The following is a 16,114-nucleotide window of genomic DNA, read 5'->3' as shown; positions in this document are numbered from 1 at the left end:
CACGGCATTGAAGGCTTAAGTCGCTAAGAACAATCGCTGACAAATTTTCTAAACTGCCTACACGGCATTGAAGTAGAATTTTATTTCAATAATGCCTTATTGTAAAAGAGCATACTGCACTTTTCCCAATTTTTACCCTTTTTTTGAGTCTATTTTAATATTAATAATAATCAATATGTTAAAATCATCCTCAAAAAAAGGGTTAATGATTTAAAAATCAGGAACTGTTGCGTTTTGGCTTAGTCCATAGCTATTAAATGTGCCTTGCACAGGCTCTGGGCATTTTTCTTGCTTTAACCACAAAATGAATCTTTGACCTGTACTTTTACTATTCAAATGGAGATGTGGGTATTGCAAATGAACACTTCCCCACTTTTCAACCATTTTATTTTTCACTTCAGGCGTCCATTTGCCTTGTGCTGTTAATCTTTTTTCAGCACGTCTTAACGCACTCTGACCTTTAGGATTAACACGACTAAAACGTAAATGGCCTTTTATCGTCGTCGGTACTGTTGTGATAGCCATCAATAAAGCATAATCACTAATCGATGATTTTTGCTGTATATCTGCTTTAAGTTTTTGTAATTCCTGCTCGGTACCAAATAGGCGAATCACTCCGCCTAATGTTCGGTGCAAATGGTAACAAGGAAAACTAATTGCGATATTTCCTTGGTGATTAACTAAAATTTGGTGCAGTGACTGCATGACTTGATTCATCACGTCCACCTCGGTTATCTCAATTTGCGAAATAGCTCGCAACTCTAAATAGTGTGAGTGCATATTATTTACTCCTTGCCACTAGCACCAAAGACACCACCACGAATTAATACCGCAATCACATAATGTTGTTGCTCAAGCAATGGTTTTTCACCTTTTAAAACCCAATTATCAAACAGGGTATAAAAATCTGATTTCTGTTTTGGTTGGCGAAAAGCATGCCCCATTGATGTCACCGAGCCATACGGTTCTATCGCTATTGGAAATTGAGCATTATCGTCATACCAAGTATCGATAGTTCGAATTGCATTACTGATTTTTTGTGAATGCATGGCAGCTTGGTCATTTTTTTTATATAAAATTTTACTTTTATTCTCATTTTTAGCTTTATCTTCATCCATAATGAGCTCCTGTGAAGGATACACCTCTTGCCCTAAGCCCATTTTCAGTTTGGCTTCAACGTTAAAAATCACAAACTCTTTACCGGATAATCCTGCTTCAATCAGTTTAGCAAGATCATTTACCGATTTATCATCATAATCAAATGAATTAAGCTGGTATTGTTTAACATCGCTGACTTGGATGATTGGTTTTTCAGCATCTTTACGAATAATCGAAATACTAATTTGCTCTGCCGCCATACGATTACGCCATAACCAACGACCATTTAAGATATTAATGGCATAACGCTTAGCTAGCGCTATCATTCCTTGCGTTTGAATGTAACCCTGCGTTGTTTTTTCTAGTTCTTTTTGATATTCGATATTATTACATACTGATGGTTTACCTAAAAATGGCAACACTTTACAGCTCCATGTAACGACCAAAGTATCTTTATCGGCATCTAACGCAGCGACATCAACTGTTTGTAAATTTGGCTTTTGTATTTCAGCATCTAATTTGGTTGGATCGTTTGTAACTGCATTTTTAAGACGATTTGAAATAGTGCCTCGGACTGATTTTTCAGTGACTATAACAGGAGATAATTTATTGTCATCTGCATTATCTTGCTGTGCAAAAATCGCATCAGAAATATCAAAACTACGTTCAAAAGCAAGTACGCTGGCGGTGGTGATTTTATCTTTACTCATAATGTATTCCTTATTCTATAATTTTCTAAATTTACTTAATTGGTTTCTTGATTGATAATATAAATTTCTGCATCATTAGATTGCAATTCACTGCAGTTATAACGCCAAAAAGCCTGTGATAAATTCTCTTTCAAGCGTAAAGGAAAGACCCATTTACCGAGCCCATAAATACACTCCACAAATTGCGTAGCATGCTCATTACTGCGCGCATGTTCAACCTTACCGGCTGAAAATAACGGAGAAATAGCTTGATATCCAAGCGGAATAGGTACAAGCCAGCCTCGACCTTGTTTTACTGAAGTTGAATACCAGTGATTTTTTCCTTCAGGATGATGGTGTAACTTTGATGTTTCAATTAATGCGTCAAGAGCGGTAGCATTAGGATCTTGCTGCTGTAATTCAGTTGTGATATCAAGGAGATCCTTTGGCGATTCAACTAATACATAACCTGGTAATAATGCATAAATTAAATTATCTTTAGAATCTGAAGCAGAATATAGTTCTACCGACTCAATATCAACAACATGCCCACCCGCTATACGTTGCTGGAAAAGCTTTTTCTTCATTTGATTGATGAATGCTTGCTTTTCATCATCATCATTCAACGTTTCGCGATATTCAACTTTTACTTCAACCAATAACGAAACATCAAGATGAACACGCCCTTCTTCAATAATTGGACGAACATCACCATTTTTTGCCAGCGGATTACGTTTTAGGCAAAATTTATAATCAGAAAACACTTTTTGACGATAAGCTTGTAGATTATAGTCATGACATGTAATTAAAACTCCATCCAAAAAAATAGGATCAACGGATTCAATTTTTCGACTTAAAGCATGAATTGCTCCTAAAAATCCCGAAATAGCAGGAAAACCGTATGTTAATGGGCTAGATACTGCATTAGCATCATGAATTTGAATATGGTCAAATAATAAATAATAACGTAATGAAGCCATTAAAATACTCCTTGCTTTTTAAGCTGACTCACTTTTACAGCTTTTTTAAATTCACGAATCCATTCCCTATATTCAGGATCAGAAAATTGTTCTTTAATATTGTCAAATTTATTTTTTAAAATCGTTTGAATCCAAAAAGCAAATTGATCTTCTAAATCAACCAGCCAATTACCCTGTTCATATTTCTGTTTAAATTCCTCTTCATCTTCTAATCTTGCACGTTTTGGATCAAGCCAAAGTTTTTGTGCCATCTTGAGTGAAAATTCACGGCTCCAACCTGCAGGCATCGTCATCTGAATATGTCTAGCAAATTGAAACAGTCCTTTTAAAATCGAATCAAACGCATCTTTACGATTATCTCGTTCTTCTACAATATTTTTTGGAGCTTTAACCATATCAAATAATAATTTAAAACCAAATCGACAAAAGTATTGTAGAGAATGATTAAAAATCGTTTCTTGTTGTTTTCCTATTGATGGAAACTGGGATTTTTCAAATTTAGGTGGCATTGAAGGTAAAAGAAAGTTTCTTCCATTTTGGAGTTGATTAAGTTGTCCTACATTTAGAGGCTTCGTACCACCTAATTTTAGTACAGCTAACTCATTAAAAGAAAAATACGAATTATGTTCTATATCTTTATTTGATCGTTGTATACGAGATTTTTTATTTTCTTCCGAATTTCTTGTTTGAATCTTTTGAAAAACTGCATAACAAAGGGAATTAGGATACAATGGCATTAATAAACGATAATTATTTTCTTGTTGTGATAAATAACTGTCCTCACTATTAGGCCAAAAAATTTGCTTATTCAAATCAGAAGATTTAAGGTTTTCAAAATCATTTGAGAGCGCTTTTTTTAGAGAATCCAAATATTTGGTGGCTTTTTGATTATCATCAGATAACGCATTTAATATTTCAGGATGATCCTCTACAATTAGCTGAAATAAAGTAATATTATCTTTGACTGTTTGATTAAGGAAATTAAAAACACTAGTTATTCTAGCCGCATTATTTGTACAATCAAAAGATAAATTTCGTTGTGTTGCCGATGATATATAATGTTGAAATTTAGGTTTAGTTTGCAAAATATAGTTAATATTACAATGTTTAATTGCTGTATGAGCACCTTTTCCTGAATGCGTAACAACTGATGTGCCTTTTACCTTTTCATTAATAAAGTTCTCCATCCAAACATCAAATTCAAAATTTTTACTTAGCTCTTTTATTTGCAATTCGTATTCAACTATTAAATTAATATCTTCTGATAATTTTGCTTTTTCTAATTTTGATAATAACTCCCCATATTCCTTGCTATTAAATTTTGCAAGTATATGTTCTATAGATTTTCTAATATCTTTTCGAGAAATATTATCCATTTACCCTCCTCATGTTTTTATATATGAAATTAAAGGTCTCAAATATAACAATATAAGCCTTTAGATAAGTTTTATGATGCATTGAATCTTAAATATATATTTACATAAAAACATTGTCAATAAATAATCAGAATATGGATTTATTTTCATTAAAATAAAAAAACCACTTATACAGCGGTAAAATTAATAAACAATCATAATATTTTCTAAACTGCTTACACAGCAGTGTCATCAAGTATAAAAGAATTCCCTACCTTTTACTAGCAACCATTATTCACCTGACGATATTTTGTCAAAAAGTTTCAGGTAACTATGTGTTTCAGTATAAAAACTGATATTCTTTTATCCTTTCTTTTTATAAAATCCTAAATAAGGATGAAAACACCAACTGCAATTGCGATATAAGCTTACGCTACAAAATTCATTTGCTAAGCGATATGGCGTTTTATTTGGGAAATATTCGGTTATTTTTGCTATGGCTTGCTCGACATTATTAATTAGCCAAGGTTGGATATTAGGATTATCAAATGACCAGTTTTTATATTCAATTATACTATTTTGTGTATCTTCGCAGCGCTCATCTGGTGTTTGCCATGCGATATCTGCATAGCTAAATTGATAATCGCCATCGTCGTCGAGTTGGCAAATATATTCATCTTGTGTCTTATCATTTCCTCTAAATGGCGAAATCGCCTGTAAATGCACACAATGGTGATGAGCTAAGCCTTGTTGCCAATAGCTGGTCACGTAATTACTTTTACGGGCATTAATCGCAAAGAGATCTGCCATGACCTTATGTTCTAATTCGGCGAGAGTCAGCCCATCTTCTGGGCAGGACTTAATACGTGGAACCGCATCAATATTTACTAACTGATGCTCAGGAATCAGTTCATGGGTTTTATGGGTTTTCAGCAAGAATAATGGCTCTTCTTCAAACCCTGGTTTAGTAAAACAGGCTTTATCCGTACGATACTTAGATTCAATTGCTTTTAAATTCGAGCCTAATATGGCCACATTGGCCTTTTGTGCAATTTTTTGTGGCCGGTGACGCCAAACGCGTCCAACTAACTGAATAATAGATCGCATGGATGATGGTTCGACAATCGCCCAATCATAATCGTGATCACGCCCGACTTCGGTGACGGGTGTGCCAATCACAATAAAGATATGATTTTCTTTTTTACTACCTTTTATAGATTGGCGAATTTCTGGTTGGCTAAATAGAGCCTGTTCATCACTGCGATTTAAAATTCTATCAAGTTTTTCTTCTAATTGGCTACGCAATAACAGCAGTTGTCGAGCATGATAAACCACGATATGAAAAGCAGTATCACTAGGTAACTTCTTTTGTTCGTAAATTTGTTCGGTAAGTGAAATAACATCTTCTGTATGGGCAAAACGCATTAAACCGATACTTACCTTTTTTTGTGATTTTTTATCAATTTGATGATGATCTTGGTGAAATTGATAAGCTTGATCTAATAATTGTTTAGCTAGCACACCATAATTAATTTTTTGGTTTTCTGTTTTATTTTCTTGGTAATTTAGTAGATCTAAGATATGCCCTTGGCGACGAACTGCGCTTTGTGCTAATTGATGAATGCGCATTGCTACAAATTGTTGATGATGATCGCTAAACGTTTTAGTATCAGCAATTTGTGATATCGACTGTTCATATTCATCAAACCAACCACATACAATGGCATTATTGGCATATTGGTTATTTTGATTCCAAATTTTTCGCCCTGCTTGGTAAGCATCAAATAATCCAGCAATTAAATCTGGTGTTAAGGTCGCCGATGACAGTAGTACTTTGCTACCAAACAATCCAGCTAAATGGACTAAACGCGCCAGCGCTGGCAAGTCGTGTTGATCAAAATCATCAGGTTCATCTAAAATCAAATCTGAGGTTAATAATCTTAACGTTGGTGCAATATATTTACCGCCTCGGATACATTCGCTAGCTTGAATAATATGGTCAATTGTACATGTCACAATAGGCGCATAAAGTAATTGCCGTGCTTTACTGTCTTCGATAATAGTACCTAATTCACAATCAGCAATACCACTTTCTGCTACATCAATATATTCATCAAGTAACGATTCGATAGATTCACTACCTTGGTTTTCTGATTTTTTTTGAGAATCGTTTTGTTCAATGTCTTCACTACTCAGTTCAAACAAGGTTTTTGTGGCTCGCCCACCCACTAAAATCGCCAGATGTTCATCACTTAAGTGTAATCTTTCTCTTAATGCTTTACCTGTTTGCAACGTTAAAACACGCAATCCCAATGCAATGGTAAAACGCACGCCCCGTTTTGGATTTGAAAGCGCATACATAATCCGCCCATTGGCTAAGGTTTTACCACAGCCAGTCGATGCCATGTTAACACCAAAAAAGCCACATTCATCAGATTGTTGTTGATAACTTTTTGCTAAATCAAAAGCATGATTTTGCCATTGGAATCGTTTTATAGTTGTTCGTTTAGTAAAGGGTTTATGTTGATTAATTGCGGGTAATTCCTTGGTTATTTTAGGTAATAAACGAGCAAAGCGGGCTGAAAAATTAGCTACACCGATTAAATGATCATCTAAACGTTGCTTCGCTTTTTTCAGGTAATTGGTATTAGCAATTAAGATTGCCTGATTTTTTTCGGCTTCTTCATTTGCTAAAGTTAAACTTGAGTAGTTGTGATCAGCTACCATTAAGCTTAAACGCGAAATATGCAATAAAAACCCATCAATATTAGACAATTGCATTAAAGGAACATGATTTAGGGCTTTGGTTGCATAACGGCTTAGTTTTTTCAGCCAAAGCTGGCTTAAGGTAATATCGCTTTTAAGCTGCCAAAAATCGTTGGGTGAAGTGTGTTGACTATGACTATTTTTAACCCATTTATCAATTGCCTTAAATGTTTTATAAAAACTTCGGACAGTTAAACCAGATATATCAAAATCTACCTTTTGTGCATTTTTAATATCACTGGTTAATGAATCCGATAAAAACGGCATTCGATGATGCGACACAATGAGCCACGCAATCCATTGTGCCAATAATGGTAACTGCGTGAGATCATTTTTGTCGACTTTGGTAAGCTGCTGGTACCAATTAGGATGCTGTTGTTGATATTGAGCAAAATGCGCTAATCGATCAAATAAGGCTTCATTCGTGGTGCAGTCTTGAATCATTAATAAAAATAATTGTAACGAAATCCATTCATGTCGGTAAGGATCAGCCGCCACAACCGTTTCTGCTCGTAATTTAGATTGAAAACCAATCGTTGCTTTACCTAAATCATGAAGTAGTGCCGCTATGGTTGTAATTAATTGAATAGTGGCTGCATATTGCCAACAATTTTCGCTGTCACTACGTAAAATATTACGTTTAGTACGATTAGTTGGGACTCGTCCCTCTTGATTAAACTGACTACGATCGCCCACAATCCACAAAAGATCAGTTAAATTTTTACCATGTGTCCAATAACATGCAACAGCAGTATTTTTTCGTGCGGTTTTGCGTAATAATTTATAGAGCGTTTGTAGCCCTGCTTCGGTCATTGGGCTTTGCCATGTTCGTTCACCGCAGCGCTCAGCGAACTGATCGATAATCCGCCTTGTTTCTGTTAAGGCGTTTTTTTTGCATTGACTAACAAGTAAAATATTCATATTTGATCTGCTATCTGTTTTAAAGTATCAATAATCCTATCAAGTGCACCTAATTGAGCAAATTGCGCAATACATGCCATACGAAATTCTTTTTCACTATCGCCTTGTTTTGCTGATAAAAAGGCCTGAGGTAATACAATGCCATCTTTAATAATATCTGCCGCATCAAAAACTAATCCTCCTCGGCGAGTTTTTCCGTGTAAAATAGCAAGCCCATGAGGGAGACCTAACACCCAACAAGCCGTTGCGCCAAGTCCATAGGCTAAATAGTTACCATGATCTAAAAATTGATTAGCAGGATCATGACTCTTGCCTCGAGTGCCTTGTTCCCGTTTAAATTTGTCATCTTGTAAAGTTAATTGATTCGCCATACCATAAAGACGTTTGCTAATTCGCCCTTCTGCGGCTAAAAGTGCTTGGCTATTATCAACATCGGTAAATTGTTGTGTTGCATCAGTAAGAATATGCGTTAACTGCGTTTTATCAACATCCCAATCAAATTGCGGCCAACACTCACTAATAATATTAAGCCTTGTTTGTTGCAATAATTTAGCTGCTTGTAATCGACGTTCATCATCAAACCAAAATTGACACCAGCTTTGTAGATATTCTGTCGGGCGATATTCACTTTGTGGCGAAAAAAATTGACAAGCGAATTCAGATTCGGTTGATGAAAATAGAGGCGTTCCGCCTCCTCCACAAAAGCCAATCATGACACCTGCCCGTGAAAGCTCTCGCACAGCCGCTTGCGTTAATGATGTTCCCGTGCCCAATAAAATACAGGTAGTATTAGCTATTGGGATATTCCAATATAACGATTGTTGACCTTGCTCAGTAACATACTCAACTCGCCCACCATTAACCAAAACACGGCAATGCTCTAAATAATAAATATTGGCACGCTTGGAATGTATGATCGTTTTTAGATCAGAAGAATGAATCATATCCATGATAATAACTAATTAAATTGATTGAAATATAGCAAATAAATTAACATTATTCTGTATCAAAAACGAGCATTTTATTGTTTATTAAGAACAATTGCCTGATTTCTAAGTTATTATATTGTGGATGGAATTTTTAAAGACGAGCATCGCTCGTCTTTATCTTTGTGATTAGCAATAAAGTTGCTGTAATGGTGTTACAGTTTGTGCCGGATCGTGATTTAGCGCTGCAGTTGTAGCATAAGCAGCATTCATCGTGGTATCGTAATGTACCTTATATTGAATGGCACTTCGACGTAATACTTTTGACGCTTCAATAGCTGCTCGTCCAGAAGTGGTATTAAGAATATAGCTATATTCGCCATTTTTTATATGGTCATGGATATTTGGTCGCCCTTCATTTTCTTTTTTTACAATTTGGCATGGTATATTTGCTTGTTGTAATACCTTTGCCGTACCAATAGTTGCATCAATACTAAACCCATGATTAATTAATCGTTTAGCTACCTCTAACAGCCTTGTTTTATCCTGATCGCGAACCGATAATAATGCTTTTCCTGATTTTTTCATATTCGATAAACTACCAAGTTGTGCTTTAGCAAAGGCTTCTGCAAAGGTTTTACCGATTCCCATGACTTCCCCCGTTGAGCGCATTTCAGGACCTAAGATTGGGTCGACGCCACTGAATTTATTAAACGGTAATACAACTTCTTTTACCGAATAATAAGGAGGAATCACCTCTTTAGTCACATTTTGCTTGGCAAGTGATTGCCCCGTCATCACGCGAGCCGCTATTTTCGCCAGAGGTAAACCCGTTGCTTTTGAGACAAAAGGTACAGTGCGAGCTGCACGAGGATTGATTTCGATCAAATAAATTTGATTATCTTTCACCGCAAATTGCCCATTCATTAAACCTTTTACATTGAGTTCAAGTGCTAATTGTTTGGCTTGTTGTCGTAGTTTGTCTAAAATATCTGCAGTTAAGGTGTGGGTTGGTAGTGAGCAAGCAGAATCACCAGAGTGAATGCCTGCTTGTTCAATATGTTCCATAATGCCACCAATCAGGATTTGCTCACCATCAGCAATGACATCAATATCAACTTCAATTGCATCATCTAAAAAGTGATCAAGTAAGACTGGTGCATTATTTGATTCGCTTACCGCTGTTTTAAAATAACGCCTTAAATCTTGTTCATTATAGACAATTTCCATTGCTCGACCACCTAATACATAAGAAGGTCTAACCACTAATGGGTAACCTATTTTTTCTGCTTCAATGACAGCCTCGTTAATATCGGTCACTGTGGCGTTGACAGGTTGTTTTAATTCCAGTTTATCGACGACTTCTTGAAAGCGTTTACGATCTTCGGCTTTATCTATAGCATCAGGTGAGGTACCAATAATTGGTAGCCCAGCAGCTTCAAGCGCACGAGCCAGTTTTAGCGGTGTTTGCCCACCGTATTGCACAACAACACCATCTGGTTTTTCAACATGTGCAATTTCAAGCACATCTTCAAGCGTAACTGGCTCAAAATAGAGGCGGTCAGAAGTATCGTAATCGGTTGAAACCGTTTCTGGATTACAGTTAACCATAATGGTCTCATAACCATCCTCGCGCAGTGCCAATGCCGCATGTACACAGCAATAATCAAACTCAATACCTTGCCCAATCCGATTAGGACCACCACCAAGGATCATAATTTTTTTACGACTAAATTGAGGATTAGCTTCACACTCTTGCTCATAGGTTGAATAAAGATAAGCGGTATCTGTTGCAAATTCAGCCGCACAGGTATCAACACGTTTATAAACAGGGTGAATTTGATATTGATGACGTAAATCACGTACTGCTTGTTCTTTAACATTTAGAAGTGTTGCAATACGAATATCTGAAAATCCTTTTCGTTTTAATTGCCACAGCGATTCTTTATCAAGATCAACAAATAATTGCTGTTTTAATTTATTTTCGATGATAACTAATTCTTCAATTTGCACTAAAAACCAACGATCTATATTAGTTAATGTAAATATCTCATCTAAACTCAATCCCGCCCTAAAAGCATCAGCAATATACCAAATGCGATCGGCTCCCGCTTCCTGCAGTTCATAGCGAATTTTAGCAATATTTTTTTCATCGGTATAATCATCAACTTTAGGATCAAATCCTGAAGCACCAACCTCAAGCCCTCGTAAGGCTTTTTGTAATGACTCTTGGAAAGTTCGCCCAATTGCCATGACTTCGCCAACCGATTTCATTTGTGTGGTTAAACGGTCGTTACAACCAGCAAACTTTTCAAAATTAAAGCGTGGAATTTTGGTTACAACATAATCGATTGATGGTTCAAATGAAGCGGGTGTTTTCCCCCCTGTGATATCGTTAGATAATTCGTCAAGTGTATAACCAACCGCCAACTTAGCTGCGATCTTAGCAATTGGGAATCCTGTTGCTTTCGAAGCTAAGGCTGATGAGCGTGATACCCGTGGATTCATTTCAATGACGATCAAACGCCCTGTTTTAGGATCGACTGAGAATTGCACATTGGAGCCACCAGTTTCAACACCTATTTCACGCAGAACCGCAATTGAAGCGTTACGCATAATTTGGTATTCTTTATCCGTCAAAGTTTGTGCTGGAGCCACCGTAATTGAATCGCCAGTATGAATTCCCATTGGGTCAAAGTTTTCAATGGAGCAAACAATAATGCAGTTATCATTTTTATCACGCACTACTTCCATTTCATATTCTTTCCAACCAATCAACGATTCATCAATCAGTAACTCATTAGTTGGCGAGAGATCAAGTCCGCGAGTACAAATTTCGTCAAATTCTTCAGTGTTATAGGCAATACCGCCACCAGTTCCGCCCATAGTAAATGACGGACGAATAATGCAGGGAAAACCAACTTGTTCAAGTACGGAATAAGCCTCTTTAAGTGAATGTGCAATACCTGATCGTGCGGTATCTAGTCCGATTTTTTTCATCGCTTCATCAAAGCGTTTGCGATCTTCAGCTTTATCAATAGCATCAGCTTTTGCACCAATCATTTCAACATTAAATTCTTTCAATACGCCTTGTTTTTCAAGCTCTAAGGCGCAATTTAGTGCTGTTTGCCCGCCCATAGTCGGTAAAATAGCATCAGGTCTTTCTTGTTCAATAATCTTGCGAACACTTGTCCAGTGAATCGGTTCAATATAAGTAGCATCAGCCATTTCAGGATCAGTCATGATAGTTGCTGGATTTGAATTGACTAAAATAACCCTGTAACCTTCTTCACGCAGGGCTTTACAAGCTTGTGCGCCTGAGTAATCAAATTCACATGCTTGACCAATAACAATTGGGCCTGCGCCAATAATTAGTATACTTTTTATATCTGTTCGCTTAGCCATAATTATTGCTCCTGCTTATAAATTTTAATTAACTCAATAAAGTGATCAAAAAGAGGTGCGGCATCATGAGGTCCAGGACTAGCTTCAGGATGACCTTGAAAACTAAAAGCTGGTTTTTTGTTGTGGTGAATACCTTGCAATGAGCCATCGAACAGTGATTTATGTGTCGCTCGTAAATGAGCAGGTAAACTTGCTTCATCTACCGCAAAACCATGATTTTGTGCCGTGATCATCACCTTCTTATTTTCTAGATCTTTAACTGGATGATTACCACCATGATGACCAAACTTCATTTTGATAGTTCTAGCACCACAAGCAAGCGCAAGAAGTTGATGCCCTAAGCAAATACCAAAAATAGGAATATTTGTATTTAAAAACTGCTTAATGGCATCAATGGCATAAGTGCATGGTGCAGGATCACCGGGGCCATTAGACAAGAAAATCCCATCAGGATTTAATGCGATTACTTCGTCTGCCGTTGTTTTTGCCGGTACGACAGTTAATTGACAACCACGTTCAACTAACATTCGTAAAATATTATGTTTTACACCAAAATCATAGGCAACAACATGGTAAGGTAGTTCATTTTCTAATTTTGAATTTTTGTGTTCATTTTGTCTTGTCCATAAACCTTGAGTCCATCTATAACTATTAGAGCAAGTTACAACTTTGGCTAAATCAAGTCCATTTAATCCTTTAAAATTTATTGCCTGTTGCTTAGCATCCGCGGCTTTTGCTAACAAGGATTGTTTATCTTTTGCCGTTATAATCACACCATGTTGTGCACCTTTTTCACGCAGAATACGTGTTAAATGACGTGTATCAATATCAGCAATGGCAACTACATTATGTTTTTTTAAATAGCTAGAAAGATCGAGTTCATTTCGATAATTACTAGATAATAATGGTAAGTCACGAATGATTAGCCCTTTTGCATAAACTTGCTCTGACTCGGCATCTTCATTGTTAGTGCCAACATTACCAATATGTGGATAAGTTAATGTCACCAATTGCTCGCAATAAGAAGGATCTGTAAGAATCTCTTGGTAACCGGTCATTGATGTATTAAACACTACCTCACCAACAGCTTGTCCGTCAGCACCAATTGACTTACCAACAAATTGTGAACCATCTTGTAACATAAGGAGGGCATAAGTTCGCATGATTTAAAAGGCCTTTTTGAATAAAAAATCATTATAAATGAATAAAAAAACAATTATACTTGTTTGCAATAGACAATATTTAAGCATTTTATTACAATTTTTTAAACAAAAAAAGCAATATCATAAAAAATAAATAGATAATAATGTCTAATTTTTGAGACGTTATGACTGAAATAAACAAAATATTATCTCTATTATCATGTTTAGCTTGAGTTTGCATAATTATTCAAATAGAATCATGTAAATATTTGTCGTCATTTAGGAGCTTATCATGCACGGTTTTTATCAGCGCCATTTTTTACGGTTACTTGATTTTACCCCTACCGAAATTAATCAATTAATTGATCTTGCTATTGAATTAAAACAAGCTAAACAACAAGGCAATGAAAAAAAACATCTGATAGGTAAAAATATTGCGCTTATCTTTGAGAAAGACTCTACCCGTACTCGTTGTGCTTTTGAAGTGGGCGCTTTTGACCAAGGGGCTCAAGTTACCTATTTAGGACCAAGTGGTAGTCAAATTGGGCATAAAGAGTCAATTGCTGATACCGCTCGAGTACTTGGCCGAATGTATGACGGTATTGAATATCGTGGTTATGGCCAAGAGATCGTTGAAACCTTAGCAAAATATTCTGGAGTCCCTGTTTGGAATGGTTTAACTACCGAAGCACATCCAACCCAAATTTTAGCTGACTTTATGACCATGAAAGAACACGTCGGCCAACGTGAATTAAAAACTGTTAAGTTTGCTTATTTAGGCGATGCCCATAATAACATGGGAAATTCATTAATGGAAGGCGCTGCGTTAATGGGAATGGAAATTCGTCTTGTAGCGCCAAAAGCTTGCCAACCCGAAGCTGAACTGGTACAAAAATGTCAAGAAATTGCGAAAACGACAGGTGCCAAAATCATCTTAACCGAAAATGTTACTGAAGGGGTTAAAAATATCGACTTTTTATATACTGATGTGTGGGTATCAATGGGTGAACCTAAAGAGGTTTGGGATGAGCGGGTTAAATTATTAACGCCTTATCAAGTAAATGAAAATGTAATCAAACTCACCAATAATCCAAATGTCAAATTTATGCACTGTTTACCTGCCTTTCATGATATGAATACTACTGTTGGTAAACAAATGGCTGCTCAATATGGTTTAACCAATGGACTTGAAGTGACTAATGAGGTGTTTGAATCTAAGCACAGTATTGTTTTTGATGAAGCAGAAAATCGCCTGCACACCATTAAAGCGGTAATGGTTGCAACATTAACTAAAGATGAATAATATTGTCGTAATCAATACATAGATACTTAGCTAAATTAAGTATTTCCTCTTTGCCGGCTTAACGTCGGCAAATTTTATTTAAAAGAATATTGAATCATGACAAAACAAGAACGAAATAAAGATTTTAAAAAATTCCTAAGACTAAGTAATCCTATTCATTTTTTAGCTGTTGGACTAGGAAGTGGTATGTCGCCAATTATGCCGGGAACAATGGGATCACTAATGGCTATCCCTTTATGGTTAATGTTTTGTGATTTGCAACTAGCTTTATATTGGGTATTTATTTTTGTGACATTTATTTTTGGTTGTTTTGTTTGTCAAAGAACATCCGATGATACACACACTCATGACTCAGGGCATATTGTTTGGGATGAATTTGTGGGAATGTGGATAACTTTATTTTTTATACCACAAACCTCACTGCTATGGATTGCTATAGCATTTTTGGCTTTTAGAGTTTTTGATATGGCAAAGCCTTGGCCAATTCGTTGGTTTGACAAACGAGTACCTGGTGGATTTGGCATTATGGTGGATGATGTAATTGCCGCAATATTTTCATCATTCACCGTTTATGTTATAACACTGATAATTTAAGTTGTGATTTTATACGGAAAAACATATTTTCCTGAAAGTTTTCTACAAAAAAGGCTAAAACATCTTTTGCGACCACCCTAACTTAGTAGAAAGATTATTAAAATAATCATAATCTTTGGTATGAATCAAATTAAATTCATACAAAGATCGACGAATAATTACATCTTGAGTTGGTTTGACTGGTAAAATAATCTGACTATCACAAGCAATATTGAGATCCAGTGCTGTTGTTGGAAATTTTAGGCGTATAGGATTATCACTTTTAATCACTAATGGTCTGACCGCTAGCGAGTGAGGAAACATTGGTGTAATAATTAAAGCATCTAAATGGGGTGCTAAAATAGGTCCACCAGCTGATAGTGAATAAGCGGTAGAGCCTGTCGGTGTCGCAATAATTAAGCCATCAGCCCGTTGTGAAAATGCATTGTGTTCATTAATGTAGACATCGTAATCAATCATATGAGCAACAGTATTTGGCGTTACGACAATTTCGTTAACTGCAAACCCTGAATTAATTAATTTACCATTATCATAAATAGAAACTTCAAGTAAAAATCGGGGATCATTATCATATTGGCCAGCAATAACAGGACTTAATTGTTCAATCACTTGTTCATGAGAGATATCAGTTAAAAAACCTAAATTACCTCGATTAACACCAATTACCTTAATTTTATAGTGTGATAAATAGCGTGCGGAACGCAACATATTACCATCACCACCCACCACAATAGCCAGATCCGCTTGTGTTCCTATTGTTTCTAGTGATGCATACTGGTTAACAGAAAATGAGATATGCTCTTTTAACCGTTCTTCAACTAACACTCGAATGCCAAGTCCAACCAGCCAATCATAAAGCACTTGATGGGTTTCCATTGCCTCTAACTTACGTGGAAGCCCAATAAGGCCGATGCATTTAAATGGTGTATCCATAA

At 36.1% G+C, this 16,114-nt stretch carries 11 protein-coding genes and 1 CRISPR repeat array (1 of these 12 cut by a window edge); of the genes, 2 read left to right on the top strand and 9 right to left on the bottom strand.

Going from position 1 to position 16,114, the window contains the following annotated elements:
- Nucleotides 1-73: a CRISPR direct-repeat array (repeat unit 28 nt; unit sequence TTTCTAAACTGCCTACACGGCATTGAAG); it reaches 255 nt to the left of the window's first position.
- A 137-nt stretch (nucleotides 74-210) separates the two neighbouring features.
- The 8 genes from cas6f to carA all read right to left on the bottom strand — a co-directional run bounded on the left by cas6f (nucleotide 211) and on the right by carA (nucleotide 13,303).
- A complete protein-coding gene (cas6f, locus tag GQ594_RS06015; RefSeq protein WP_160400700.1) occupies nucleotides 211-780 on the bottom strand; it encodes a type I-F CRISPR-associated endoribonuclease Cas6/Csy4 in 570 nt (189 codons plus the stop codon).
- Between the two features lie 5 nt (nucleotides 781-785).
- On the bottom strand, nucleotides 786-1,808 hold the full coding sequence (csy3, locus tag GQ594_RS06010; protein WP_160411723.1) for a type I-F CRISPR-associated protein Csy3: 1,023 nt from the start codon (nucleotides 1,806-1,808) through the stop codon (nucleotides 786-788).
- A 35-nt stretch (nucleotides 1,809-1,843) separates the two neighbouring features.
- Entirely contained in the window at nucleotides 1,844-2,767 is a 924-nt protein-coding gene (gene csy2 / locus GQ594_RS06005) for a type I-F CRISPR-associated protein Csy2 (protein ID WP_160411724.1), read from the bottom strand.
- Complete coding sequence (gene csy1, locus GQ594_RS06000) at nucleotides 2,767-4,143, bottom strand: type I-F CRISPR-associated protein Csy1 (protein WP_160411725.1); 1,377 nt, start codon at nucleotides 4,141-4,143, stop codon at nucleotides 2,767-2,769. Before csy1 ends, csy2 begins: the two co-directional genes overlap by 1 nt.
- A gap of 342 nt (nucleotides 4,144-4,485) precedes the next feature.
- Complete coding sequence (gene cas3f / locus GQ594_RS05995; protein WP_160411726.1) at nucleotides 4,486-7,809, bottom strand: type I-F CRISPR-associated helicase Cas3f; 3,324 nt, start codon at nucleotides 7,807-7,809, stop codon at nucleotides 4,486-4,488.
- Nucleotides 7,806-8,759 (bottom strand): type I-F CRISPR-associated endonuclease Cas1f, encoded by a 954-nt coding sequence (gene cas1f / locus GQ594_RS05990; protein WP_160411727.1) that lies wholly within the window; start codon nucleotides 8,757-8,759, stop codon nucleotides 7,806-7,808. The genes cas3f and cas1f overlap by 4 nt, the downstream gene beginning before the upstream one ends.
- A gap of 165 nt (nucleotides 8,760-8,924) precedes the next feature.
- Nucleotides 8,925-12,140, bottom strand: coding sequence for a carbamoyl-phosphate synthase large subunit (gene carB / locus GQ594_RS05985; protein WP_160411728.1), 3,216 nt, complete (start codon nucleotides 12,138-12,140; stop codon nucleotides 8,925-8,927).
- 2 nt (nucleotides 12,141-12,142) lie between these two features.
- A complete protein-coding gene (carA, locus tag GQ594_RS05980; RefSeq protein WP_160400694.1) occupies nucleotides 12,143-13,303 on the bottom strand; it encodes a glutamine-hydrolyzing carbamoyl-phosphate synthase small subunit in 1,161 nt (386 codons plus the stop codon).
- Between the two features lie 271 nt (nucleotides 13,304-13,574).
- Here carA and argF point away from each other — a divergent pair, with 271 nt between their 5' ends.
- The gene (gene argF, locus GQ594_RS05975; protein WP_160411729.1) at nucleotides 13,575-14,585 is read left to right on the top strand and encodes an ornithine carbamoyltransferase; all 1,011 of its coding nucleotides are present in this window, start codon (nucleotides 13,575-13,577) and stop codon (nucleotides 14,583-14,585) included.
- Between the two features lie 96 nt (nucleotides 14,586-14,681).
- A complete protein-coding gene (locus tag GQ594_RS05970) occupies nucleotides 14,682-15,179 on the top strand; it encodes a phosphatidylglycerophosphatase A (protein WP_160411730.1) in 498 nt (165 codons plus the stop codon).
- A gap of 54 nt (nucleotides 15,180-15,233) precedes the next feature.
- On the opposite strand, the gene nadK is transcribed toward GQ594_RS05970, so the two are convergent.
- Nucleotides 15,234-16,112 carry an NAD(+) kinase gene (gene nadK, locus GQ594_RS05965; protein ID WP_160411731.1) on the bottom strand — a complete coding sequence of 293 codons (879 nt, stop codon included), beginning with the start codon at nucleotides 16,110-16,112 and terminating at the stop codon, nucleotides 15,234-15,236.
- Nucleotides 16,113-16,114: the final 2 nt, after the last annotated feature.

The organism is Gilliamella sp. Pra-s52 (assembly GCF_009795805.1).
In the GTDB taxonomy this organism is placed as follows: domain Bacteria; phylum Pseudomonadota; class Gammaproteobacteria; order Enterobacterales; family Orbaceae; genus Gilliamella.
This window is presented reverse-complemented; position numbering and strand designations above follow the sequence as displayed.

Coding starts and splice junctions, on each gene's coding strand:
- cas6f (WP_160400700.1), bottom strand. CDS start 780: ATGCACTCACACTATTTAGAGTTGCGAGCTATTTCGCAAATTGAGATA.
- csy3 (WP_160411723.1), bottom strand. CDS start 1,808: ATGAGTAAAGATAAAATCACCACCGCCAGCGTACTTGCTTTTGAACGT.
- csy2 (WP_160411724.1), bottom strand. CDS start 2,767: ATGGCTTCATTACGTTATTATTTATTATTTGACCATATTCAAATTCAT.
- csy1 (WP_160411725.1), bottom strand. CDS start 4,143: ATGGATAATATTTCTCGAAAAGATATTAGAAAATCTATAGAACATATA.
- cas3f (WP_160411726.1), bottom strand. CDS start 7,809: ATGAATATTTTACTTGTTAGTCAATGCAAAAAAAACGCCTTAACAGAA.
- cas1f (WP_160411727.1), bottom strand. CDS start 8,759: ATGGATATGATTCATTCTTCTGATCTAAAAACGATCATACATTCCAAG.
- carB (WP_160411728.1), bottom strand. CDS start 12,140: ATGGCTAAGCGAACAGATATAAAAAGTATACTAATTATTGGCGCAGGC.
- carA (WP_160400694.1), bottom strand. CDS start 13,303: ATGCGAACTTATGCCCTCCTTATGTTACAAGATGGTTCACAATTTGTT.
- argF (WP_160411729.1), top strand. CDS start 13,575: ATGCACGGTTTTTATCAGCGCCATTTTTTACGGTTACTTGATTTTACC.
- GQ594_RS05970 (WP_160411730.1), top strand. CDS start 14,682: ATGACAAAACAAGAACGAAATAAAGATTTTAAAAAATTCCTAAGACTA.
- nadK (WP_160411731.1), bottom strand. CDS start 16,112: ATGGATACACCATTTAAATGCATCGGCCTTATTGGGCTTCCACGTAAG.